Consider the following 22,944-nt stretch of genomic DNA (forward strand, 5'->3'; position numbering starts at 1 on the left):
CGCAGTGGTGCTCAGGCCGTCGGGCCGGCGGGACCGTACTGATGGGTCACCGTGATCGAGCCACCCTGCGAGATGTACTGGGTCGCGTCGTCGCGAGCGATGAACGTGTTCGAGTGGATCTGCTGTGCCGTGGGCAGTTGCCGGTGAACCTCCTGCACCCAGGCACGCAGCTCGGGGCCGAGTTCCGGATATTCCTCGATCAGATCTGCCAGCCGTTGCTGCCAGGTCGAAGCGAGCCGTTCGCGGAGCTGCGCCTGCTGCTCCGTCGGCGCCTGCTCGATCTCGGCGGCGGTCTGGTCCACCCACCGTTGTGCAGCAACCTGCCGGCGTTGGCCGCCCCGACCGAACAGCCGCACGATCCCGTTCCGGGCGTGCTGCCAGCCGTCCGACGCTGCCGCCTGGGCCAGGGCCGTCCCCGCCTGCGTCGCCAACAGCAGCAGCCACTCGGGCATGGCCGGCACCTCCAGAGTGTGAGCAGACCCAGTCGGTCAGCTCCGTCGGCAGCATTGTCTCAGTCGCAGTCGAGGGTGCCAGCAACGGCGGCGAGAGTGTCGGCAGTGGCCAGGTGTAGAGCGGAGTCGTGTCGTCGCAGGTAGAGCTGGCAGTTGAACGGGTCGAACCGGACCGCGATCGACTGGCCGGCATATCGGTGGCCGAGTTGGGTCAGCAGCGGCAGCGGATCGTCCATCCGCACGGGCTCCGGTGCCGATGGGACCGGGATCGGATATCCGGGATCGGCCGGGACTAGCTCGGCCAGGGCGAGGTCGAGGCAGCCGAGGCAGTCGGCGATCGCCGTCTCGACGGTGGGATGGGTGGGCAGTTCGGGGACGTCCACCGGCAGGGCCGGCGCGTTGAGTTCGACGTGCCAGCCCACACCGTGCAGCCGGAGCGGATCACCCTCGTCGAGCCGATGGTCCTGCACGGTCACCGTGGCGACCAGGCCGAGACCGAGGGCGAGCCGGATCAGGTCGGCCAGCGGCGGCACGTCGGGACGGCCGGCCCGGACGAACCGGCGCGCTCCCGGGTGGCCGCGACTGACATGATCGACATACTGCCTGAGCGGGTCGGCGGCCGGGTCGGGGAGCTGGACGATGCCGTCGCGGAGGTACTGGTCGAGGCCGCCGGCACCGTCCAGCTCGGCGAGGTCGTCGGGGCGTACCCGGAAGGCGTTGGCCCAGCGTGCCAGCCGGTAGTGGCCGGGAAGCTGGACCACCGACCGCCTGGGGTCCGCACCGCCAACCGGCAGGACCGACGGCTGCTGCCCGGCTCCCCAGTTCAGATGGAGGACCTTGTCGCGCAGGTTGCTGACGGTGACGACGGCGCCGAGGTAGCGGCGACGGGTGCCGCCGCAGGCGTGACAGGACAGCGCCGAGACACACCGGCCGGCGCCCCGGCAACGGGGGCAGCCGGGCTCGGCGGGCCGGCCGCCGAGGGTGCAGTCGCAGGGCCGCCGGTCGGTGGCCGGGTCGCAGTCGGGGCAGTCGACGTATGGGATGGGGGTGCCCTGCCAGTGCGGGGCCGGCGGCTCTCGGTCGCGCCGCACCGTGCCGGTGGGCCGCGAAACGGGCTGCCCGGTGTGCGGCTCGGATGCGTCGTCCGGACGCAAGCCGGTGTGGAACCATCGTCCGTCGCGCCAGATCGCCTGCGCGCCCGGCAGTTCCGCGCCGGTGGCTGGGGTGCCGCATGCGGCGAGGGTCCGACGTTCGAGCCGGGCAACGTCGGGTGCCGGGATGCGGTCGATGGTCACCGGTCGGGCTACCCCGGCCGGGCCGGCGCAGCGGACGAAGTGTGCCGGCGCGGCGAGCTGGCGGGCGGCCAGCAGGACAATCGCCTGTTCCACCGTGGTGGCGACGATCGCCGCCGTCAGGTCCGGGCGGGTGCCCGGTCGGTCTGGTGGCGCGGTGCCGGGCAGCTCGTAGCGGACCTCCCAGCCGAAGGTGCCGCCGGCTGTGCCGGGGAGGCGGCGGACCTCGACCACCAGGTCGAGGCAGAGCAGGCCGGCGACCGCGCAGAGCCGGGCGAGCTGCCGCGCCGGGTCCGGTGCCGGCCGCGCGGTGGCCCGGCCGAGGAAGACCTGCCACGGGGTACGCGTCCAGCCGGCGATCGCCGCCGCTTCCAGGTCGTGGCGCTGCTCGGCGGGCAGCTCGGGCCGCCAGTCGGCAGGCAGTGGCACCAGCCGTTGGCCGACCGGCTCGGTCGGGGTGGTGACGTGGTGGAGGCTGCCGACGCCGACCGAGGCGGCCAGGTCGTGCAGCAGCGGGGTCAGCGCCAGGTGCCAGCCGCCCTCGGGCGCCGGGCGAGGTTCGATCGTTCCGGGTACGACCTCGGTCGAGGCGACCGCTCCGGTGTCCAGGTTTGCCACGGTGAGGACGAGCTGGGCGCGGCGTGCCCGGTAGTTGCCGCAGGCGGAGCAGGGGTAGTGGCTGGCCGTCCGGCAGTCGGGGCAGCGCAGCACCAGCGGTGTCGCGGTCATCCTGGCACCGTCGTGCAGTCGTTCGGATGCTCGGCCCGCAGCGCGCAGCGCCTGCCACCGGTGAGGAGCCGGTCGCAGTAGATGCGGTGCCGTACGCCCTGGTTGTCCTCCTCGGAGACGGTGGTCTCCGGCACGTCGAGCTGGGTGAGGAAGGCCAGCGACCGGCCGGCGGTGCGGGCGAAGCGCTTCGCCGCCTCCAGGCTGCTCGCGGTGAACGGCAGATGCAGGACGAATCTCGGCTGCTCGCCCGTCATCGGCCACCTGGCGGAAAACAAATCATGATCGACAATGGGCACTGATGCTCCTTTCTTCGTTCCTGACACGAGCGCTTCGCGAAATTGAGAGGGGCGGCCCGCCGGGAAGCCGATTCGGGTACGGGCCGCCCCTCGCGCACCTACCACCGCAGCCATTCGGCGAGTACGGCAGCAGGGCGTGCTGGACTGAACGCGCTCTTCACCATGCCCACTCGGTTGGTGGGCCGACCGCGGTTCTGTGATGGTGCGGGGTCGCGGAGCTACGCGCGCGCGTGATAGACAACTCCGGTAAGTCGTGACGACTCAGCGGTCCAACCTGAAAAGACGACTCAATATCACCTCCTCTATGGACAGGTTGTCAGGGGCCGCCGGGCGGGAGTAACCCTTCCCGCTCGACCTTTCCGCGACTGTCCCCGCCCTCGTTCAGGCAGAGGAGAAAAGATCATGGTGGTGACGCAACACCGGCCCTTCATCCGTACGCTCCGGGCACAGTGGCTCGGCCAGCGACTCCGGGACCTGCGCGAGCAGCGCGGCATGAGCCTGGAGCTGGTCGCCGAGCACCTGAACCGGGACCGGTCGGCGCTCGGCCGCTACGAGCGGGCCGAGTGGCCGATCCAGCGCCACGACGTGCTCGCCCTGCTCGACCTATACGGCTTCCACCGGGCCACCGAGCGCGCCGAGCTGCTCAACCTCGCCGACGAGGTGTGGCGCACCGACCGCTGGACCGACAACTACGGCGACCTGGTCGACGCCTCGTTCATCGACTTCCCGTGGCTGGAGTCCCGCGCCAACACCGTCTGCTCGTACCACGCGATGGTCATCCCAGGGCTCTTCCAACTACGGGAGTACGCGAGCCAGGTCATCAGGTGTGTTGAGGGTCCGAACGCCACAGAGGCGAACATGGGCCGGTGGATAGAGTTACGGATGGAACGCCAGAGAGTGCTCGACGAGCCGGGCACGACGAAGTTTGAAACGATCATTGACGAGTCAGCCCTGCGCCGACAGATCGGGGGAAGCGCGCTTCTTCGGGCTCAGTTGATCCATCTCGACAAGATCAACCAACATAATCGGGTGGACATTCGCGTCCTACCGTCCAACACCTGGCTACATCCCGGGCTCGATGGATCGTTCTGGCTGTTCAGGATGCCCAAGCTCTATCCCGAAGTGGCGTACCTGGAGAGCCTGGCGGGCCAGATGTACTTTGAGTCGCCCAAAGCAGCGAAGTTCGTCAGCGCGTACGATCGCCTGCGGGAGGCCGCACTCGGCCCACGCGAGTCGGCCCATCTGATCAGGACGATCGCGGAGGATCTGGCATGAGTGACATTCCGCCGGCCGTGGCCTGGCACATCAGCACCCGCAGCGCCGACACAGGTGGTAGCTGCGTCGAAGCCGGCCCGGTGCTCGACGGCTCGGGACGCGTGGCGCTGCGGCACAGCAAGGCACCGGACGCGGCGACGATCGTCTACACCCGAGCCGAGTGGGACGCCTTCGTCGCCGGAGTCAAGGACGGCGAGTTCGACTTCGATGGCTCGGCCTGATTTGCTCGGTGACCCCGGGTTCCACATAGTTCCGCCCGAGGCTCCGAGCTTCAATGGCGAACACAGCGCATGGGGGGCGATTCAATCATATGGGTAGTAGTTTTTAACCCAAGACTTCTTCGTGCCATTCCATGCCACGAAATCCGGCTCCATCTCCTCCGCCTGCGGGGGCGTTGCCCAGCGGAAGGGCTCTTCCCGTGACCCAATTTCGTAGTTTTGAGATTTTCCATTAATGGAGGCCGTGACAATAACGGAACCTTCATACATAAAGCCCATCGGCGATTCCACCAGGATACGAACCCCAGAGTGTCCCCCATCGCTAAGACTTATCGAGCCCGGCGGCATCGAGTACGGCCTACGACCAGTGGAAGAACCTGCCTCAAGCTCCTCAACGGTGGTCTTGCGCGTAAGCGTATCCACGGACACGTTGTAGAACTCGTTAGATCCACCACCGAACAGACATTTGACAAGCGTGCCAGCCGAAGCCGGAAGCCTGCTGCGCTCAAATATCTTAGCCTCGACTTTCGAGATCACCACATTGTCGGCGTAGTTTCCCTCAAGCCCGAAGTCGATAACCGGATCAACCACATACAGTCGAGGAGTATGGGTAAGCCAATCGTCCCAATCGTCGCAGTCTGATGTCCGAATCTCTCCGCGTCGAGGGGTGGGCACACGTTCGCGACTGCCATCGAACCATGCAAACAGCGTGTAGCCGAACTCGTAAGAGATCTTACCTATGGACTGCGGGGGCAGAAGTCCGCAGTTGTTCGTATTATTGTTACCCGGGCCATTCTGACAGACGATCCCGGGCAATGGCGCCGGAGTGACAGAAGGCGTCGGCGAGGCTAGTAGGTCTGCCATTGGGGCAGGCGACGTAGGCAACGGGGAGCTAGTTGGCGTCCGGACCATATCCTCCTTCGACGCCGCATCGCCGTCAGGCAGGGCAACAACGGCGATGACCACTCCGACCACAGATACAATCGCTCCAGCCGCTTGCCACCAGGGCTCCTTGGCGATCTTCAATACCCTACTCCAGGCAGTCTTGCTACCTCGGGTGGGTGCTGGACCTCTCCCGGATACGCGCGCTCTTCTACCGCTCATACCTGCCTCTCACGCAACTAATTCTGTAAGGCAATCGAAGGAACAAGCGAGCTTAGGACGTTAGGGGATACGGTAGAAGGGAAACCTCGATCTCAGTCGTCACATCCGTAACCGTCGCCGTCACGATCCAAGTCGTAGATGTCGTCACCGATAACTCGAACCGGGCCGCTGACGTACGCCGGACCGTTGCCGCTACCGCCCGCGCAGTCCACATCGCTGGCGATCGGCACGCAGCCGCTGTAGTTCGGATCGCACCTCCGGGTCTCCTTGGTGCCGATCGCGACAACCCGCGTCACTGGCTTCTTGGTCACCACCTCGCTGACGAGCTGCTTGCTGGTCGGCACACCGTTGACGTACGTCACCTCGTAGGTGAGTGTCTTCAAGCCTTTGGCTCCTGCCGTCCGAACCTTGCGCTTGCCCTTCGCGAGAGACGAGTCCCTGACGATCCGCTCGCCAAAGGGGATGCTCCGAACTTCGGTTACCCGCCGCTTCTCGGTCGTCGGACTTGCCGAGGTCGGCACCGGACTCGGGACCGCCGGCATGTCGCTTGCCGCCGTAGGCGGCGACGACGTTGGCGCTGCCGAAGGAGTGGCGTGGGCCGCCGACGAGGTGTTCGGCGATCCGCCGTCGGGGTCAGCGGCGTTCCCGATCGCCGCCAGACCACCGCAGCAGAGCAGGAGCGAGAGCACCGGCCCACCAACGAACAGCGCGGCCTTCTGACCGGGGCCGAGGCCGCCGAGGAACCCAGCTCGCGATCGTCCCCCACCGGCCGAGGGCGCTCCGACGGCCGGACGGTTTGTTGGCTGCTGCGGTCCCTGCCGATATCCGGATGGTTCCTGCGCTTGATAGGTCACCGCAGCAGTCTTGACCTGCCACTAGATCATCCACAGTGGTCGAGCGGTGACACTTTGTGAGACCGGTCGACGCCAGAGTCCCCCCGATGGGATCCGCGAGTCGCCCGGGCGGCGGGTCAGCTCGACTTTCCGGCATAGCTATGAGCACCGAACGACCATGCAGCCAGGTGGAAACAGTTCGTCGCGGACGCCCGTCAGGACAGCTCCGGGACGCCTCGGAGCAGCGCCAACGCCGACCGATCCGAGCTGAGCTGAGCCAACTCTCCGTTGATGAAGTCGGTGAAGAACTCGGCCGGTGAGCCGGGAAACCCGGGGGCCTCTGCGGCGTACCACTGGTGCAGCCACGGCTCCAACTCGACCAAGCCCGCGAGCAGCGGCAACAACCGGTGCGCCGGCCATGCCGCCTGCGTCTTCCGGTCCAGGTAGAGCATCGCGAGCGCCTGCGCCTGCGCCAGACGGTCCCACCCGGCCCAGCCCAGCAACTCGCTGTCATCGCCATCCCGCCCCACCTTCGGGTACGAAATGAACCGCTCCTTCGGCACGTCCAGCTTCCCCCGCGCCTCCCAGTACGACGGCCGTACGAAGTCCGCCGAGATGTACTTCGGCGGTACCGGAATCTCGACCTTCTCCCCCGCGTCCTCCCGGCGCTGCAACGCCCAGGTGCGCTCCCACTCGGCGCGCTTCCGTAGCCCGGCCGGCTTGTAGCGCTGCGCAGGCAGATAGGGCACGTGCTCGTCAGCGACCAGGCTGCCCAGCGCCTTCACCAGGTCGTAGTCGTCGCGCTCCATCCACAGGTCGAGCACCGCCCGAAAGTCCTCGTCGTGTCGTACCCGATCAGCAAGCTGGGCCACGGACAGCGGCTCCGGCCGCAGTCCCCACAGCTCCGGTGCTTCGAGCTGGTCAAGCAGCCAGTCTTCTAGCGCGGCCTTCTGCATCTCGTTCCAGCTTTTGGTTGCCCACCGCCGCTTGCACTCGGGCCGCTCGAGCAGCCCGATGTGCCGATTCGAGCCGATCACCGCGATCCGGCGTTCCACCAACGCCCGGTAGTCCGCCGGCCAGTCGTCGCGTGGCTTCTCCATCGGCGTCGACCCGTGCCGGTTGAACCACTCGGTCTGCACCTTGTTGGCCGCCATCACGATTTCGAAGGCCCGCTCGCCTAGCCGCAACTCCGGCGGGTCCGGATGCGTCAACTCCTCGTCGATCAGCCCGTAGAGCCGGTAGACCTCCCAGTCCAACTCCTCCTGCCGCGCGATCATCTGCGCCCGGATCGAGTCGTACTCTGCCTTGGCCTCCGCGAATCGCTGCCGACTTGGCACCCCCGAAGCGGCTACCGCCGCCGGGGCCACCGCGCCAAGCCGCTGCGCCAACCCATCCAAATCCCGCGCCAACTCCAACGGGTACACCTGCGGCAGCGAAAACTGCTCCAGCTTCGTCCCAGTGAACTCGTACCGCTCATACCAAGGTTCTGGACTTAGTCGATTGCCGCCCCCGCTAGAGTTCGCAGTCCCTCCCTTGGGCTGGCTCACCTGCTTGAGCCAGAAGCAGGCCGTCGAACTGTTCAGCACGCCCAGCAGCCGCAGGTGATCGTCCTCTGTCGCACCCTCCGGCAACTTGATCACCGGAGCTGACCTATTAAATACCTTCCCACCCCGGCCTAAAACGAAGTGGTTATGCGTAGCCACGAATGCAAAGGAAACCGACATCGGAGTTCGGTACCGGGACGGCACCCATCGGTACCATGTCCACCATGGCTCGCCCGAATCGGCCCGAGTTTCACCACCGAACCCCGTTGTCGAGCCCAACACTCGGCGACATGTCCAAAGATGTCGCCCCCACGCAGAGCTAGGATCGTACTCAACGACCTCCTGGCTTGCATCATACGGAGTCAACGCCTCAATCTGGCAGTGTTCACCCCAATCGCGCACTACTTCGCCAATAACGAGTGGACGGCTCATTGTGCGATCAATGGATTGGCGACGAAACCATCCGGGAGACGCGAAGAAGGCGTCATCCTGACCCGGAAAGCTTGCGAATCCAATTTGACCATTAAGATACCGATGGAGCGCTTCCCTGCCGTCTTCGATAGTCGCCATCAACGCTCCGGCGCCGCCACCGCTGAGGCTCCAGGGATGGGTAGCGAGTTGAGCGCGCTCGAAGTCGACAATGCTCACCCACTCCGATTCTGCGCCAGGCTGATCGACAAGGTCGATAATGGAGCCCCAAACCTTGCCCTCGGAGGCCAACTCCGGGGTGGTTGGCTCGCCTCGAACGCCAAGGACGGCCCGGATGGGGCCACTGTAGCGAGGACTTGGAAATCGGTTTGATCCGATCAGAATCACTGTCGGAGTGCCATGGCCCGGAATGTATGCGCCGGACGCATCGATCACCTCGGTCAGTTCGACCTGGCCCGCGAAGAACTCATTGATGATCTTTCTACCAAACTCTCGCTTCATGAAAGCGTTACCGGTGATCTGGCCGACGTGGCCAGCGCCGTGGCCATCGTGGTCGCCCCGCTTCGCCAACGCAAAGAACCGCTGCGCGAACGGCACGGTGAGGGCGTACTTACCCGAGCATGCGTCGTACAGCCTGCGGTAGAGCTGATTCCGGGCAGCGTCGGCAACGACGATGTAAGGCGGATTGCCCACCACTACGGTGTACTGACCTGGCCGCAGATAGTCCGCGAGCAGATCTCCGTCTTCACTCTCGTATGCGAAGACCGGGCGGTCTTCGAGCAGTGCCAACATGTCGCCTTGGGCGCGGGAGGTCTCGCCCCACGGCAGCAGGGAGTCTCCGGTGGCCACCCGGATCTGCCAGGCCGGCGTACGCTCCAAACTCGGCACGCCGCGCAGCTTCATCCCCGCCACCAGCAGCCGGAACCGGGCGATCGCCACCGCGAACGGGTTAATGTCCACTCCGGTCACCTGGCCGAGCGCCCGTTCGACCAACACCCCGATGTCAGTTGCCGGCTCCCGCTCCTGCCACTTCCGCACCAGCCGGTGGAAGGCCCCGAGCAGGAAGTGCCCCGACCCACAGGTCGGGTCGATCACGCTGGTGGCCGGCAGGCCGAACTCCTTCACCGCCGGCTCGAACGTCCGGTCGAGGATGAACTCCTCCACGAACTCCGGCGTCTGCAACAGCGCGTACGTCTTCTTCGCGTGCGCCGACAGGTCCTGATAGAGATCGCCGAGAAACCGGGTGTTCAGCTCTGGATCGCGCAGTGAGGTCCGGCCGGCGCCTCGTCGGAAAAAGTCGCTCAGCTCTTCGGCCGCCGGACCGGAGATCGGGAACCGCCACACTGGGTTGTGCTGGTCGAAGATCTTCCCGGTGGCCCGCAGTCCGCGCAGATAGCCGAACGCCTCCCGCAGCCACTCCCGGTCGTTGTGCCGCGGGTTCGCGATCAGATGCGCCTGCCGGTGCTGCATCGCCCGCTCGGCCAAGGCCGCCGGCTCCGCGCCACCGATCCACAGCCCGTTGACCAGCTCGTTGTCCTCGCAGAATCGCACGAACACGCAACCGAGTACCCAGGCCACGGCCGCCTGGTCGAGGATGTCCTCCAGCCAGGTTTCGAAGCTGGCGGCGACGCGCTCGGCGGTCTTCGCCTGCGCGTACTCCTGACGCAGTTCGGCCCGCAGCGCCGGCTCGTCCGCGACCTGCCCGCGCAGGTCGTTGACCAGCGATCCGACCTGCCGGCGCAGGTCGTCCGTCAGGTCTTTGACCCGGTCCTGAAGGGCCTTCAGCTCGATCACACGCAGATCCTACGGTCCGCTCTCACGCTTTCCCCTACTCTGAGTCGTCGTCGGCGACGCCTTCCAGCCGATCGCCGAGCTGCACCCCGATCTGGGCGGCGAAGTTCCGCAGCCGACCCTCCAGCAGGACCATCCGGTCGTCGATGAAGAGGTCACCTCGGCCGTCGCGCAACCGATACCAGGCGGACGCCGGGATGCCGTGGCTCTCCAGGATCTCCCGCCCGAGGATTTCGCCACCGAAGAGGCCGCTGCCCCCGATGTCCAGCTCCAGCAGCGAGTCCTTGACCCCGCGCCCCGCGACGGTCGGGAGGACAAGTCGATTCGCCGGCCGGGACAGCCGATCGGCCCCGCTGGTCACCACCGGCCGGTACGCCTGGCTCGCCCCCGCCGCCAACCGGTCCAGCACGTCGAACTCCTGGCCGAAAACATCGCGGCGTTTCCGCCACTCCATCGCCTCCCAGGCGACATAGGCGAGGGTGCGGGCGCTGTTGAAGTTGAACGCGTCCGGCATCGGCTGCACCTCGTCCGGATCAAGGGTGAGCTTGCCGTGCCCGGCGGCGAACTCGCGCATCTCCCGCAGCGCCGTCCGCAGCGTGGTCGAGTTGGCTCCGGCGAACGAACCGGCCCAGGAGGTCACCCAGAACCAGCGTCGCAGCTCGAAGAACTGCTCCTCGTTCATACCCCGGCTGTGGTGGAAGAACTTGACCAGCACCACCAGCTGGTGCGCGTACGGGATGAGTCGGGCCAGCGGCATCCCGGCCTTGCGGAGGAAATCGACGGCCGAGTGGACAGCGTGTTCGGCGTCTGGGACCGCGTCGACCAGCTTGTCCTGGAGTCGCCGCGCGACCGCCTCCCAGCGCGGGGTCATCACGTCCGGCTCGTCGGCCACCGCCAGCACCGACCGGAAGACCGCCAGCCGGGGCAGTTCGCCGAAGCCGCTACTCGCCACCGACTCCACGATGTCGTCGATCCGCTGCGCCAACGTCCGCTGGCCCGGCCGGTGGGTCAGCGCGGAGACCATCTGGTCGGCGTCCATCCGGACGCCCTTGCGGTTGAGCCGGGTGTAGACCTCGACCGCCTGGTCCAGGTCACCACCCTGCAACCGGATGAGCGTCAGCTTGCAGTTCTTGAGCCGGTTGGCGACCCGGTCCGCCTCCCGGATGAGCCGCTCGACCCGCTCCCGATCCCGCCCGGCCCGCAGTTCAAGGTTGCGGGAGAAGTTGAGGAAGTCGAGGGTGCTGGCCACTGCACGCACCGGCATGAAGTTGTCCGGCGGAGGCTTCGGCGGGGTGCCGCCGCCCTTGTGGTGCCGATAGCGCTCCGAGTCGACCTTCGGCGTCAGGTCCCGGTAGATCCGCCATTTCCATTCCCGCTGGTCGTCGGCCTTCGGCGGCCGGCCCAGCCGGCGCAGCACCCCGAAGAGGGTGGAGAGCCGCTGGTGCCCGTCCAGGATGTACGACACCGCCCGCCCGGCCGGCGCGTCCGGCACCTCCACCTCGCCGATGTTGTCGAGTGAAGGCACCGGGGTGGTGGTCTCCCAGAGCAGGATGCTGCCGATCGGATAACCGCGTTCGATGCTGTCGAAGAGTTCGAGCATCTGCTCCGGGCGCCACACGAAGGGTCGCTGAAACTGCGGCACCCGGATCGCACCTGTGGCAATGTCCTCCAGCACGTTGTCGAGATGGACGACGACGGGCTCCAGCCGGCTCTCGCCCCGGTCGCTCAGCATGACGTCAGTGTCCTACAGGATCTCGTGGATCATCGCGAGCAATCGCCGCAACTCGGCGACGACGTCCTCACCGAGCTCCGCGAAGTCCTGCTCGCTCAGGGCCACCTCGACCGGCATCAACGGGCTGGGCATCCGCCAGCGCCGGCCACCGTCGCGGAACTCCTCCTTGATGTCGAGATAGCCGCGCTGCCGTGGGATCAGGCCCCGCAGCCGCCCGACGACCTCCGACTTCTCCGGAAAGTGGTAATCCCACACCGCGAACGGGACGTAGTTCTCCACCTCCCGCCAGTGGAAGACGTGGACGTGCGGCACCCCGGCTTCCCGGGCCTTGCGCGCCTTGCCCTTGTTACGACTCGGCTGCTCCGGAGCGTCCCGGTCTCCGTCGAAAAGCATGGCGACCCGGATCAACACGGCAAACTTCTTGCACTCGTCGGCACCGAGCGCCGGCATCTGCCCACTGCCGCCTCCGTTGCAGAACTCCAGCCACCGACGGTTGATCGCATGTGCCATCCGTTCGTCGTCCAGCGCCACCGCCACCGCCCGGATGAATCCACCATCGCCGATCCGGTTCTCTACCACCAGGACTGCGGGCTTCTCCAAGTCGTCGACCACCGGCTCCAGGTTGCCCAGCGTCACCTTGACTTTGGTGTCCGGCGCCGGTCGGCTCCGGTGCGCCGCCTCCTCGACCGCCTTCTCCGCCCACAGACTCAACGCCGGCAGCTTCACCTCGGCCGCACGCAGCTTATGGACGAACCTCTCGGCCTTGACTGCGGCCGGGAGCATCGGCCGCCAGTCGTGCCGATATTTAGCGACCATGCTGAGCAAGCTGATCACCGGTTGGTGGTCGTCGGCGTCGAAGACCTGGCTGTCGATGTCAAGAAGCATGGTCCATCCGATCCGCCTGGGCGGCAGCGAGCGCCCGCACCTCGTGGTAGTCCTGCGAGAAATAGCCCTCCGGCCAGTCCTCGTCGAGATTGCCCAGCTCGTCGATGTCGACCCGACGCACCACCGAGGCGCCATCGCGCTGCTCGACCACGTAGACCCGGACCATGTCGGCGTCGATGCCGTTGCCCACCTCCGCGATCCGGCGGCGCAGCCGCAGCAGCAGTGTCTCGCTGTGCGTCTCGATCAGGAAGCGGGTGCCGGTCGCCTTCGCGGTGTACAGATAGAGGTCAGCCAGTTCGGCGTGCGCGGCCGGGTGCAGGTGCATTTCCGGCTCTTCGATGATCTGCAACGGCTGCTCACCGTCGACGCCACGCAGCTCGTCAAGCACGCACTGCACCAGGATCGGCAACACCTGGGCCAGCCCGGTGCCGGCGTCGGCGAGGTTGACCCGGACCGAGCTGTCCCGTCGGGTCAGCACCGTCGAGAAGAGCGGGCCGGCCTGGATCTCCGCGATCCGCCAGTCCGGCACGATCGCCGCCAGCTTGTCGTTGACCAGGCGGACCAGCTTGCCGTCGGCTCGCTCGACGTCGTCGGCGAGGATCCCCGGCACGCCCTCGCCCTGCACGCCGAGCTGGCCCGGGTCGCCGAGCGGCAGCCGGTGCTGCCGTGCCACCCGTTCCCGGTAGGGGCTCAGGTAGCGGATCGGCCCCGGGCTCGGCTTGAAGTGTGTCGTGTCGAGCCAGTGCAGCTCAGGCGCATCGCTGAGCCTGGGCAGCAGGCCGGTGAAGCTCACTGTCCGGATCACCGGCTCATGCCCCGGCAGCCGGATTTCGTACTGCTGCGGCTCGCCACGCCGCACCGGCGGCATCGGTCGGACCGGGATCCCGTCGATGTCGGGCGTTTCCTCACGCTCTCCGGCACCGCTCAACCTGGTCGAGACGAGCCGCGCGGTCGTGCCGTACGCGCCGACCTCCAGGGTGGAAATCAAAGCGCCGCGGATGCTTTCCACGTACTCCAGGTCGGCGCTCAGCCGGAATCGAGCTGGCCCGTCGAGTTCGAGGCCGATCGTGATCGGCCGCAGCGTCAGGTGGTCGTGGTAAAGCTCGCGGAAGTCGTCGACCGCGTCCGGGCCGAGTCGATCCAGGTCCAGCGGTGCGCTGGAGCTGGTGTCGAAGCCGGTGGCGAGGACCAGTGGCGCCCGGGTGAGCACGCTCTTGCCCGAGTTGTTCTTGCCGAGCACCACCGTGACCGGGGCGAGCTCGACCTCCTGCCGGTCCCGGAAGCAGCGATAGTTTTCCAGCACGAGTTTGCGGAGGGGCATTCGGGAATTCCTACCACAGTCGGAGCTACCGAAGTGGACCGTCGGGTGTCCGCAACCCGACTCCTGGCATCCCCGCCAACACGGTCAGAAATGATCAAAATTCGGCTGCTATCGTCGGGCCGGGACAGCGGGGAGGGCCTGACGTGCTGAATCCAGACGGACTTGTAACCGACACGGACGTGCTGCGAAACTACGCCGGCCACCTTGATCAGGTTGCGGATGATCTCAAGCCGCTACAGGAACGGTTCGCTGTAAACGGTCCGGCGACGATCTCGATCGACGCACTCGGCAGCCGTACCGGATGGCTTCACCTGATGGCCGAGGAGCTTCGCGCATTCCGCGAGACCTATGTGGACGCGCAGTCCGGCACGGAGTGGCGACTGCGCCGGATTCGGGATGCCATCCGGGAGGCCGGGCGGCTGCTCGGCGAGGCGGCGGACGAATACGACCGGAGTGATCGGGACGCCGCCGGCCGCACCGGGGCGGCTGGCCGATGAGCCTCCCACTACCCGAGGCGGCCTACGTCCTCAGCGGGGTGGCCCGACTGACCGGCGTCGACGACCCGGTCAAGATGCTCAAGGAGCCCGGCTCGACGAGATGGTGCACAGCTTCGAGGCGACCCGGGCCCGCATCCTGGAGGCCGGCGAAGCCGTGTCGCGGATCCAGGTGACCCGACAGAGCGACGACCGGTCGATCGAGGTCACGGTTGGCCACGACCGGGAAGTGGTTGATCTCCAGATCGCCGATTCGGCGCTACGAAGGAGTGACGGTCGCGCCATAGCCGATACCGTCCTGTCGCTCATCGCCCAGGCGCAGGCCGAGTTCAGCCGGACCGCTCAGGAGGACTACCAGCGGATCACCGGTCTCCACCTCGACCCCTCCGCCCTCGACGGCCCTGCCGTGCTCGGCCGGCTCTCCCGCGAGCTGTTCGGTGGCTGAGCAGGCCATCCAGAGCGCGCCGAGCATCCCGGACCAGGGCCAACCATTCGTCCTGCGCCGCCGGGGGCTCGTCTGGGTGCTGGCCCTGCAACCAGTGCTGTGGCTGGGCATCCTGTCGCTGTTGTGCGTCCCAGCCCTTAACCCGTCCGGAGCACCGTGGACCCTGCTGGTGCTGGTCCTGCCCTTTCTCGTCGTGATGCTCTTCGCGATCCTCCGGGCCATGTCGAAGGTGACCGGCATCTGGCTCGCCGCCGACGCGGACGGAGTCTGGTTGCGGGCGCGCGGGCGGGCCGGCGGTGACGCCTTCGCGGTCCGGGTGCCCTGGGACCAGATCGAGTCCGTCTTCGCGATCCAGACGAGCCGGACGGGAATCTCCGGCGGCCCGTGGACGCTTGTCGTCCGGGTGTGACTGATCAGGTGGTCGCTGTGGCGGTGGGTAGCCAGGGGCGGCCGGCGATGAGTTCGGTGAGGGCGTTCATGATGTTGCGGCCGTGTGCGGTGGTGGTGGCGAGGTAGGAGCGGATCAGCGCGAACTGCTGGGCTCCGTCGAGGGTGCGTAAGCTCCCGGATACTTTCTGTCGGATCTTGACCATGCGGATCTGCTGCTCGGCGGCGTTGTTGTCGAACGGGGACCGCAGGTCGACCGTGAAACGCAGGTAGTCGTCGATGCGGTCACGCATCCGGCGGCCGAGCGCGGTCAGTTTCCGGCCGGTCTTCGACTTCTCGTGCTGGTGGTCCTTGACCGCGATCAGAGCGGCCTGGTGGAACAGGCCGGTCTGCTCGGCCAGCAGGTCTGGGTTGATACCGGACGCCTTGTGGACGCGTGCGGTGTCCGCGGCGGTCTTGAGTCGTAGGATCGCGTCGGCTGCCTGCCCGGGCCATACCGCCCGCGGTGCCAGTTCGGCGGCGGCGGTCAGTTCCCGCAGCAGGTGGGCGCAGCACAGCTGGTGGGCGGCCGGGGTGTAGGTGTCGTATGGGGCCCACGCGTCGTGCACGGCGATCCCGGTGATCGAGGCCATCACCTGGCCGGCGTCGATCCCGGCCCGGCCGCGTTTCGGGTGCACCCAGACGAGGGTGTACTTGCCGGTGGTAGCCACATGCACCCAGTGCAGCTTGCCGGCGACCCGCAGCCCGGACTCGTCGACGTGCACCACGCCCGCGCTGGCCAGCGCGTCGCGGACCTGATCCACGAACTCCGAATCGGTCAGAGCATCCCCGGCGCGGGCGTGAGCGGCGGCGACCGCGCCCGCCGACATCGGCACGCCGAACAAATCACTCATGGCCTGCGCCGTCCGTGCCTGCGCCCCGAACAACGCCTGCTGCAGATACACCGCCGCGGCCTGAGCCCTCGGCCCGTACTGAACCGGGGCGTCCACCCCGTCCGGAGACCGGCCGGCGGTGACGTGCCCGCACCCGCACCGGCGGGACACGATCCGATGCTCGGTCACCCGCACACCAACCTCCGGCAGGTCGAACACCTGCCGCGCGACGACCCCGGCAACCCTGGCACCGGTCAGATCCCCACCACATTCGCCACAGCCAGCAGGTTCGTGCTCCACCCACTCGTGTGGGTCATCCACCTGCCGCAACGTGCGCCCCTGATGGCCCGGCTGACCGCCGGCACGCCGACCCGACCGGGTTCGCAACGACTTCGGCGCCGGCTTGGCCAACCCGTCTGACGACGGCGGCCGCGACGAGTTCGACGAGTCCTGCCCAAGCCGGGCCCGCAGATCCGCGTTCTCGGCCCGCAACACCGCGTTCTCCCGCCGCAACCCGGCGTTGTCCCGCTCAAGCTCAAGAACCCGGGCCTCCAGCCGGGCAAGCCGCTCAAGCAGCTCCACGATGGACGGCGTTCCGGACACCCGACCATGATCCACCCAGACCAGCCCAGGTCAAGCCAACCCGCCGACGAGCACCTGATCAGTCACGTCCGGGTCAAGGACCTCCCCGCCACGCTACGTCCACCCGACCAGCGCACGGCCGCACGCTCGACGTTCACGGTGAGCCTGTGGCTGTCGAACTACTCGGCCCCCGAGGCAATCGACCTGCTCACTCGGCTTTCCGCACAGCGGGCCCCGGTCGGCTGAGAACCTACGGTCAGCCGTCCCGCACGGCCACACTGACCGGGTCCAGCCAGCCGGGGGCGAGATAGACCGACTGGCTCGACGGCGAAGTCAGCGGCACCTGCACCTCGTCCAGCAACACCGGCTCCTGCTTGCGGGCCGGCACCAGCAGCAGCCGGGCCGCCGGCCGGGGTCGAGCCGGGTCGGCCAACTCCTGGAAAAGTCCGAGCTGGCCATACCGGGCCAGTGGCGCCGCCTCGGTGATCAGGACCGGGCCGTCGGCCGCCGCCAGCGCTTCGCTGACCGCCGGCACCACATGATGGCGTACCAGATCGGTCAGGCTGCGGAAGTCGGCGTCGGTCGGCACGCCGTTGTCTGCGGCGAGGATCGCCTCCCACGGGAAGCCGAGCGACCGCAGCCGGTTCAGCAGGATCTCGGTGACGTCGACCTCGGTCAGCGGCAGCCGGGTCAGCAACGCACGCCGCGCCGCGCCAAGCCGGCGGAACGGCGCCAGCACCGCCAGAAAGGAATGCCGCTCGATCGCCCCGGCCAGCTTCCGCGCCGTCTCGTCCGCCGCGTCCAGGCCGAACAGCGGACCGTGCGTGGTCCGGGTGCCCGTCCGGGTGCCGGAGAGTGCTGACGACACGGTGACCGGGCCGTACGCCCGCTGGGCCGGATGCCAGGTCAGCGGCACCCGGGCGGCGGCCAGCAGTTCGCCCAGTGCCGGCCGGTCGGGCAGCTCCTCGGCCCGGGGAAAGCGGCGCCGCACCCGGGCTCGCAGATCGTCGACACCCAGCCGCTGGCCGATCAGGCTACCCGCCGCCAGCCGCAGCGCCCGCTCCGCCGGCATCCCCACCGGATACAACTGCCCTTGGGCGTTGACGTCCACCTCACCGTTGCTGCCGGCGGCGGCGAGCTGCAACAGCCGCAGCTCCGCAAGCGCCGGCCCACGCGGCGCCCCCGCGCTCCCCCCGCCCGGTACGCCCACCGGCTCGGCGACCCGGCGCAACTCCTCGACCGCCCGTTGCCGGGTGGGCAGCGGATCGCCGTCGACCAGTTCCCTGGCCCGACGGCCGAGCCGGACGACGTACCCCAGCAGGTCGGCGGCGGTGACAAGCGCCGCCGGGTCGTCCGGCTCCCGCCCGATCAACACCTGGTCGGAGCCGCGGAACCGCTGGATGTCGAGCCGGGCATCGCCGCCTCGGGACAGCTCCGCCTCCACCGCGGCCCGGACCAGGCCGATCGCCTGCGGTAGCCGCTTCGCTCCGACCGTGTACGACCCGCGGGCCATGATCAGCGCCTCGGCCAGTTCCTCTGCCGACATCACCCCGCCGCGCGCATCTAGCAACGACACGATCTCGTCCCGTACCGCCGTCACGGCCGGCTCGGCGAGCCACTTCTTGACCTGCCCGCGCAACAGAGCCGAGATTTGTGGCTGTGTCTGCCCGGTTGCCCGCGCCGCCTCACTCTGTGCCGGCCAGCGCAGGAAACCGCCCTCGGTCGTGGTCGCCTGGCCGAGCATCACCGCCAAGGTCTCCCGGATCTTCCGGTTGCGGCTGTTCGCTGCCGGCAGCAGGGTCGCGCAGGCCGCCTCGATCCCGTGCGCCAGCGGCCGGTCGTCCGTCGCTGGCTCCGCCGGCAACAGCGCTCGCAGTGCCCGTGCCTGAGCCAGGATCTCCTTCCGGGTGGCGTCCGGCACCCCCTTGGCCCGGGTCAGCTCCGACGGCTCCGCGTCAAGCAGCTCTCCGACCGTGTGCACGCCGAGCCGTTCCAGCGCCGAGCGGGCCCGCGCGGTCAGTTCGGCGGCCTCCAGTGGAGACTTCCGGGTCAATCCGACGACCGTGGCGGAAAGGGCCGACGGCTCCGGATCCGAGGCCGGAACGTGCTGGAAGATGGCCCGCCACGCGTCGGTCATCTCGTCCACGGTCTCGAACCGCCGGGCCGCGTCCCTGGCCAGCGCCTTCGCGAAAAACTCGACCAACCGGTCGGCCACCGCCGGATCGAACACCGCCGGATCGAGGCTGACTTCGTCGCTGACCACCGCCGGGTTGGCGTTGTCGCTCCAGCGCGGCAACGTGCCGGTAGCCATCTCGTAGAGAGTGACGGCGGCAGCGAACCGCTCGGCCGCCGCGTCGTAGCGCAGCCGCCGCGGCGGGCCGAGGAACGGATCGAGGTACGCCACGGTGCCCGCGCCCAGCTCGGTCGCCGGCGTCGAGGAGAGCGAGAAGTCGAAGACACACAGGTGCGGCTGCCGGTCGCTGGGGCGGGGTCGGGCAGCCAGGTTGGCCGGCTTCAGGTCGCGGTGCCACACCCCCATCCCGTCCAGATATCTGAGGATGTCGAGCAGGTCCCGGCCATAACGTTCCAGCAGATCCAGCACCAACCGGCCGCCACGCAGGTCCTCGGCCAGGGTGCGCGGGCCGGCGCTCTCCATCAGGATCGCCGTCCGGTTGCCGACGGTCACCGGTCCCTTGACCAGTGCAGCCACCTGGGGATGTTTCAGCCCGGCGAGGGTACGCGCCTCCGCCTTCAGCCGCTCCTCGTGCTGCTCGTCCCGGGCGACTTTCAACACCAGATCCCGGGAGCCGCCATTTTCGTTTTTCATCGTCACCAGCAGCGCCACCGCGGTCGCCCCGGCACCGAGCCGATCCCGCACCACCAGGCCGCCGTCGAGTTCGTCATTCCGATGCGCCAGCAGTGGATCGAGTACCGGCTCGGGCTCGGGCTGGGTCAACTCCTCCCAGACCTTCTCCAGCCCCATCCGGAACGCCGTCACGCTCGGCAGCCGGTGCGCCGGGTCACCGCGGGTCGCGTCGTAGACGAGGGTGACAAGCGAGTGCGGCATCCCGTCCAAGGCGGCATCGAGACGCAGGCCACTGTCACGCACGGCGGAGGCCAGTTCCTCCGGGCTCGCGGCCGGCGCCTCGCCCACGACGATTCGATAGGTCAACGCGCCGAGGGCGAAGACGTCGAGCTGGTGTCCGGGAAGTCGAGCCGCGCCCGCTGCCTCTGGCGCCTGGTATCTGCGCACCTCGTCGTCGAAGAACAGCCCCAGGTTTGCCGAATCGGTCGACGGGCCGAGCCGGGTCAGCTGGGTGTTGGCAGCCATCCGGCCACCCGTCTGCCAATCGGTCACCACCAGTGACGGGCGCGGGCCGTCCGGCTCGCCGACGAAGACCGCCCGGGGCGACAGCGCGCGGTGTGCGAGCCGACGCGAGTGGGCATAGCTGATGATCTCGGCGAGATCCTGCACGACCTGCAACTTCTGCGCCAGGGTAAATGTGGCGCGCTGCACCAGCCACTGGTCGAGACGCGTCCAGTCCTGGTCGTGGTCGAAGACGACCGCCGGTCCCCACGCGTGGTCGACCAGATCGTGCGCCCGGGCGATCCCCGGGTGGTGGATGCCCTGCAACAGCCGGAACTCGCGTTCGGCGGCCCGACGGATATCCGGCACCTCGTCCTCGGCCGCCCGGCTGGTCAGATAGAACCGGACTCGGCGCACCAGTGAGGTGTCCATCGCATGTCCGGCCAGGAAGTCCTGCCACCCAAGCCCTTCGGCGAAAGGCCGGGGCATCAGCAGCAACTGGCCGACCTTGCGGTCCGCAACCGAAGGGCGAATCTTCGCCCCCCTCACCAGATCGACGATCTGCCGTCCCCGCGTCGCATCGACCAGGTGCGCCGGATTCCGCGGTCGGGCGAGCAGCATCTCCTTGACACTTGGCAGGCCCGAGTCGTGGCCGTCCAGCCCGTAGACGTGCTGGGCACCGATCGGATCCAACGCGGCACGCATCGCTCGGGCATGCAGGAACACCGCCGCGCCGACATACGGCGCCTGGTACTCCCGGCCCTGTTGCCGGGCGTAGTAGCGGATCAGGCTGGCGAGCCTCTTGGCCTTCCGGTTCGCCAGAACGTAGGGGTTGTCCTCGGGGATCAGCCGCGAGTTGGGGGCCCGCCGCAACCACTGGCCGCCGTCTCCCCGGACCTCACCCAGCCAGTGCTTGAGTTCCAGCACGTAGAGACCACTCGGCGTGAGCACCAGAGCGTCGACCTCGTTAATCGAGCCGTCGCTGCCGACGAACTCGACATTCGCCCAGACGTGGTAGGGGTCCATGTCCGGCAGATAGCTGGCGAGCTCGCGGAGGCCCTCCTGCTCGTGCAGGTGAGGACTGGAGTTGATCTGCTCCCAGCGCGGTGAGTCCTGACGCACCCGACCTTCCCCCAACGCGTTGTGTAAGTCGTTTACCCATCGTGCCACTACCCGGCGGACAAATGTCGTAGGCAGCAGCTCAGCACCGAGAGTAGGCAGGAAGTCACCTGACGGTCATCGGCGCGCCCGACCGACGCGCGCTATCCGCTCTCGCTCGCCTGACGCGGCCGGTCCGGCGATCCAGTCGAGGTCCAGTGGCGGTTCAGTCAGCCCTGGAACTCTCGACACCGGTGAGCGAGGAATCGGAGACCTTCGGCGAGCTGCTGCGCGGTCACCGGGCGGCGGCCGGGTTGACCCAGGCAGCCCTGGCCGCCCGCGCCGGGGTGGGCGTACGGACCGTACGCGACCTGGAGCACGACCGGGTGTCGACGCCGCAGCAGCGGGTGGTCAGCCGGCTCTCGGCCGCCCTCGGGCTGTCCGGTACGGAGCAGGCGCGGCTGCACTCCCGTACGGCGGGCCGGCGGTCCGGCCGGAGTCAGCGGTTGCGCGTCGACGTACTGGGTCCACTGCGGATCCGCCGCGGGGACCAGCCGGTCGACGTGGGGCCCGCGAAGCAGCGGCTGCTGCTCGCCCTGCTCGCCATCCAGCCGGACCAGGCGGTCCCGATCCCCGAGATCGTCGACGTGTTGTGGGAGGACCGGCCGCCGCGCAGCGCTCCGGGGCTGGTGCACACCTATCTGACCCGGCTCCGCCGCAGGGTCGGCGTCGACGGAGGGGCCCCGGTGCGCGGGGCCGGCCCGGTCGACCCCCGACCGGTCTCGCCGGTGGTCGTGCGGGACCGGCACGGCTACCGGCTGGCCCTGCCGCCCGACCAGGTCGACGCGGCCCGCTTCCGGACGCTTGCCGAGCGAGCCGCCCGGGCGCGGGACCGGGGCGAGCCACATCGGGCGGCCGAACTCTTCGCCGCCGGGCTGGCCTGCTGGGGCGGGCCGCTGCTCGCCGGCGGTACCGGGCTACTCCGGCATCCGGCGGCGGCCGGGCTGGCCCGGCTGCGGCTGGACTGCGTACTCGCCCTGGCCGACCTCGCCTTCCAGACCGGTACGGCCGCCCGGGTCACCACGCCGCTGGCCCAGGTCGCCGAGGTGGAGCCGCTGCACGAGCGGCTGCACGCCCGGCTGATGCTCGCCCTGGCCTGCACCGGGCAGCAGGCCAGGGCGCTGCGACTCTTCACCGAGGTACGCGACCGGCTCGCCGACGAGCTGGGAGTGGCGCCCGGAGCGGAACTCCGGGCCGCGTACCTGCGGGTGCTCCGGCAGCAGTTGCCCGGTCAGGAGTTGGAGATGATGTACGCGTTCGGCGACGAGCTGCCCCAGTTGACGGCGCAACTGCCCACGTGGACCGGTCCGTAGACGACCCGCCAACCGCTCGGGATCGGCGAGAACTGGCACACGGTGAGCGACGAGCCGGCCGGCATCCCCTCGGCGTGCTGGATGAAGAGGTAACTGGCCCGGGTGCTCGGGTTGCAGATGCCGGCGTAGGCCGGCACCACCCAACCGGGCGGCGTACTGCCGCAGGACCACTGCTGGTCGCCGGGCGCGGCCTGGGCCGGGGCCGGCGGCGCGAGCAGCACGACCGGGATGACGGCGGCGGCCAGCAGGGCGAGAATCCGACGCATTCTCCTGCTCCCATCGTTAAGACTTCGATGAGCGTCAACGCTATGGCCGGCGACTGGCGCGAATCGGGTATCGGGCCGCGACCAGACCTGGGCTGGACACAGCCTGGCTGGGCTGGGCCGAAGTCCCACCGAGCGGCCCGAGCACCGGCACAACCGGCAGAACGCGCACCGGCCCCGAACCTGCCGGCCCGCCCGGCGGCCAGCTCTGGATGGAAGTCA

Annotated in this window: 19 protein-coding genes; 7 read left to right on the forward strand and 12 right to left on the reverse strand. The window is 68.4% G+C overall.

Going from position 1 to position 22,944, the window contains the following annotated elements; genetic code table 11:
• Positions 1 to 11: 11 nt before the first annotated feature.
• From O7626_RS24620 to O7626_RS24630, 3 genes are read right to left on the reverse strand one after another with little or no spacing between them, the layout of a single operon-like run.
• Positions 12 to 452, reverse strand: a complete 441-nt coding sequence (locus O7626_RS24620) for a hypothetical protein (RefSeq protein ID WP_278063473.1) — start codon at positions 450 to 452, stop codon at positions 12 to 14.
• 59 nt (positions 453 to 511) lie between these two features.
• Positions 512 to 2,473 carry a hypothetical protein gene (locus O7626_RS24625; protein ID WP_278063474.1) on the reverse strand — a complete coding sequence of 654 codons (1,962 nt, stop codon included), beginning with the start codon at positions 2,471 to 2,473 and terminating at the stop codon, positions 512 to 514.
• Positions 2,470 to 2,727: a hypothetical protein gene (locus O7626_RS24630; RefSeq protein ID WP_278063475.1), complete on the reverse strand. Its 258-nt coding sequence runs from the start codon at positions 2,725 to 2,727 to the stop codon at positions 2,470 to 2,472. Before O7626_RS24630 ends, O7626_RS24625 begins: the two co-directional genes overlap by 4 nt.
• 444 nt (positions 2,728 to 3,171) lie before the next feature.
• Between O7626_RS24630 and O7626_RS24635 the strand changes: the two genes are divergently transcribed.
• The gene (locus tag O7626_RS24635) at positions 3,172 to 4,044 is read left to right on the forward strand and encodes a helix-turn-helix transcriptional regulator (protein ID WP_278063476.1); all 873 of its coding nucleotides are present in this window, start codon (positions 3,172 to 3,174) and stop codon (positions 4,042 to 4,044) included.
• Complete coding sequence (locus tag O7626_RS24640; RefSeq protein WP_278063477.1) at positions 4,041 to 4,265, forward strand: DUF397 domain-containing protein; 225 nt, start codon at positions 4,041 to 4,043, stop codon at positions 4,263 to 4,265. The genes O7626_RS24635 and O7626_RS24640 overlap by 4 nt, the downstream gene beginning before the upstream one ends.
• 81 nt (positions 4,266 to 4,346) lie before the next feature.
• Here the strand turns inward: O7626_RS24640 and O7626_RS24645 are convergent, their stop codons facing one another.
• From O7626_RS24645 to O7626_RS24670, 6 genes are all read right to left on the reverse strand, one after another.
• Positions 4,347 to 5,288, reverse strand: a complete 942-nt coding sequence (locus O7626_RS24645; protein WP_278063478.1) for a hypothetical protein — start codon at positions 5,286 to 5,288, stop codon at positions 4,347 to 4,349.
• Positions 5,289 to 5,458: 170 nt separating this feature from the next.
• Positions 5,459 to 6,220 (reverse strand): G5 domain-containing protein, encoded by a 762-nt coding sequence (locus O7626_RS24650; RefSeq protein WP_278063479.1) that lies wholly within the window; start codon positions 6,218 to 6,220, stop codon positions 5,459 to 5,461.
• Between the two features lie 194 nt (positions 6,221 to 6,414).
• Positions 6,415 to 9,966: a BREX-2 system adenine-specific DNA-methyltransferase PglX gene (gene pglX / locus O7626_RS24655; protein WP_278063480.1), complete on the reverse strand. Its 3,552-nt coding sequence runs from the start codon at positions 9,964 to 9,966 to the stop codon at positions 6,415 to 6,417.
• A gap of 34 nt (positions 9,967 to 10,000) precedes the next feature.
• On the reverse strand, positions 10,001 to 11,695 hold the full coding sequence (locus O7626_RS24660) for a DUF262 domain-containing protein (protein ID WP_278063481.1): 1,695 nt from the start codon (positions 11,693 to 11,695) through the stop codon (positions 10,001 to 10,003).
• Between the two features lie 12 nt (positions 11,696 to 11,707).
• Entirely contained in the window at positions 11,708 to 12,580 is an 873-nt protein-coding gene (locus O7626_RS24665; RefSeq protein WP_278063482.1) for a hypothetical protein, read from the reverse strand.
• Positions 12,570 to 13,901 carry a DUF3696 domain-containing protein gene (locus O7626_RS24670; RefSeq protein ID WP_278063483.1) on the reverse strand — a complete coding sequence of 444 codons (1,332 nt, stop codon included), beginning with the start codon at positions 13,899 to 13,901 and terminating at the stop codon, positions 12,570 to 12,572. The genes O7626_RS24665 and O7626_RS24670 overlap by 11 nt, the downstream gene beginning before the upstream one ends.
• Positions 13,902 to 14,044: 143 nt before the next feature.
• Between O7626_RS24670 and O7626_RS24675 the strand changes: the two genes are divergently transcribed.
• The 3 genes from O7626_RS24675 to O7626_RS24685 all read left to right on the forward strand — a co-directional run bounded on the left by O7626_RS24675 (position 14,045) and on the right by O7626_RS24685 (position 15,249).
• Entirely contained in the window at positions 14,045 to 14,398 is a 354-nt protein-coding gene (locus O7626_RS24675; RefSeq protein ID WP_278063484.1) for a type VII secretion target, read from the forward strand.
• Between the two features lie 100 nt (positions 14,399 to 14,498).
• Entirely contained in the window at positions 14,499 to 14,840 is a 342-nt protein-coding gene (locus O7626_RS24680) for a YbaB/EbfC family nucleoid-associated protein (RefSeq protein ID WP_278063485.1), read from the forward strand.
• Positions 14,833 to 15,249 carry a hypothetical protein gene (locus O7626_RS24685; protein WP_278063486.1) on the forward strand — a complete coding sequence of 139 codons (417 nt, stop codon included), beginning with the start codon at positions 14,833 to 14,835 and terminating at the stop codon, positions 15,247 to 15,249. Before O7626_RS24680 ends, O7626_RS24685 begins: the two co-directional genes overlap by 8 nt.
• Positions 15,250 to 15,253: 4 nt before the next feature.
• On the opposite strand, the gene O7626_RS24690 is transcribed toward O7626_RS24685, so the two are convergent.
• On the reverse strand, positions 15,254 to 16,702 hold the full coding sequence (locus O7626_RS24690) for an IS66 family transposase (RefSeq protein WP_278062193.1): 1,449 nt from the start codon (positions 16,700 to 16,702) through the stop codon (positions 15,254 to 15,256).
• 6 nt (positions 16,703 to 16,708) lie between these two features.
• On the opposite strand from O7626_RS24690, the gene O7626_RS24695 reads away from it, so the two are divergent.
• The gene (locus tag O7626_RS24695; protein WP_278063487.1) at positions 16,709 to 16,927 is read left to right on the forward strand and encodes a hypothetical protein; all 219 of its coding nucleotides are present in this window, start codon (positions 16,709 to 16,711) and stop codon (positions 16,925 to 16,927) included.
• Between the two features lie 10 nt (positions 16,928 to 16,937).
• Here the strand turns inward: O7626_RS24695 and pglW are convergent, their stop codons facing one another.
• Complete coding sequence (gene pglW, locus O7626_RS24700; RefSeq protein ID WP_278063488.1) at positions 16,938 to 21,110, reverse strand: BREX system serine/threonine kinase PglW; 4,173 nt, start codon at positions 21,108 to 21,110, stop codon at positions 16,938 to 16,940.
• A 230-nt stretch (positions 21,111 to 21,340) separates the two neighbouring features.
• Between pglW and O7626_RS24705 the strand changes: the two genes are divergently transcribed.
• Complete coding sequence (locus tag O7626_RS24705; protein WP_278063489.1) at positions 21,341 to 22,459, forward strand: BTAD domain-containing putative transcriptional regulator; 1,119 nt, start codon at positions 21,341 to 21,343, stop codon at positions 22,457 to 22,459.
• Here the strand turns inward: O7626_RS24705 and O7626_RS24710 are convergent.
• Positions 22,378 to 22,725, reverse strand: a complete 348-nt coding sequence (locus O7626_RS24710) for a hypothetical protein (protein WP_278063490.1) — start codon at positions 22,723 to 22,725, stop codon at positions 22,378 to 22,380. The two genes, O7626_RS24705 and O7626_RS24710, sit on opposite strands and share 82 nt — an antisense overlap.
• Positions 22,726 to 22,944: the final 219 nt, after the last annotated feature.

The sequence above is a fragment of the Micromonospora sp. WMMD1102 genome, from assembly GCF_029626265.1.
Lineage (GTDB): Bacteria > Actinomycetota > Actinomycetes > Mycobacteriales > Micromonosporaceae > Plantactinospora.

Bases quoted from the DNA above. Each gene is read 5' to 3' on its own strand.
- O7626_RS24625 (WP_278063474.1), bottom strand. From the start codon at position 2,473: ATGACCGCGACACCGCTGGTGCTGCGCTGCCCCGACTGCCGGACGGCC.
- O7626_RS24680 (WP_278063485.1), top strand. From the start codon at position 14,499: ATGGTGCACAGCTTCGAGGCGACCCGGGCCCGCATCCTGGAGGCCGGC.
- O7626_RS24710 (WP_278063490.1), bottom strand. From the start codon at position 22,725: ATGCGTCGGATTCTCGCCCTGCTGGCCGCCGCCGTCATCCCGGTCGTG.
- O7626_RS24660 (WP_278063481.1), bottom strand. From the start codon at position 11,695: ATGCTGAGCGACCGGGGCGAGAGCCGGCTGGAGCCCGTCGTCGTCCAT.
- O7626_RS24670 (WP_278063483.1), bottom strand. From the start codon at position 13,901: ATGCCCCTCCGCAAACTCGTGCTGGAAAACTATCGCTGCTTCCGGGAC.
- O7626_RS24620 (WP_278063473.1), bottom strand. From the start codon at position 452: ATGCCCGAGTGGCTGCTGCTGTTGGCGACGCAGGCGGGGACGGCCCTG.
- O7626_RS24665 (WP_278063482.1), bottom strand. From the start codon at position 12,580: ATGCTTCTTGACATCGACAGCCAGGTCTTCGACGCCGACGACCACCAA.
- O7626_RS24695 (WP_278063487.1), top strand. From the start codon at position 16,709: ATGATCCACCCAGACCAGCCCAGGTCAAGCCAACCCGCCGACGAGCAC.
- O7626_RS24635 (WP_278063476.1), top strand. From the start codon at position 3,172: ATGGTGGTGACGCAACACCGGCCCTTCATCCGTACGCTCCGGGCACAG.
- O7626_RS24630 (WP_278063475.1), bottom strand. From the start codon at position 2,727: ATGACGGGCGAGCAGCCGAGATTCGTCCTGCATCTGCCGTTCACCGCG.
- O7626_RS24640 (WP_278063477.1), top strand. From the start codon at position 4,041: ATGAGTGACATTCCGCCGGCCGTGGCCTGGCACATCAGCACCCGCAGC.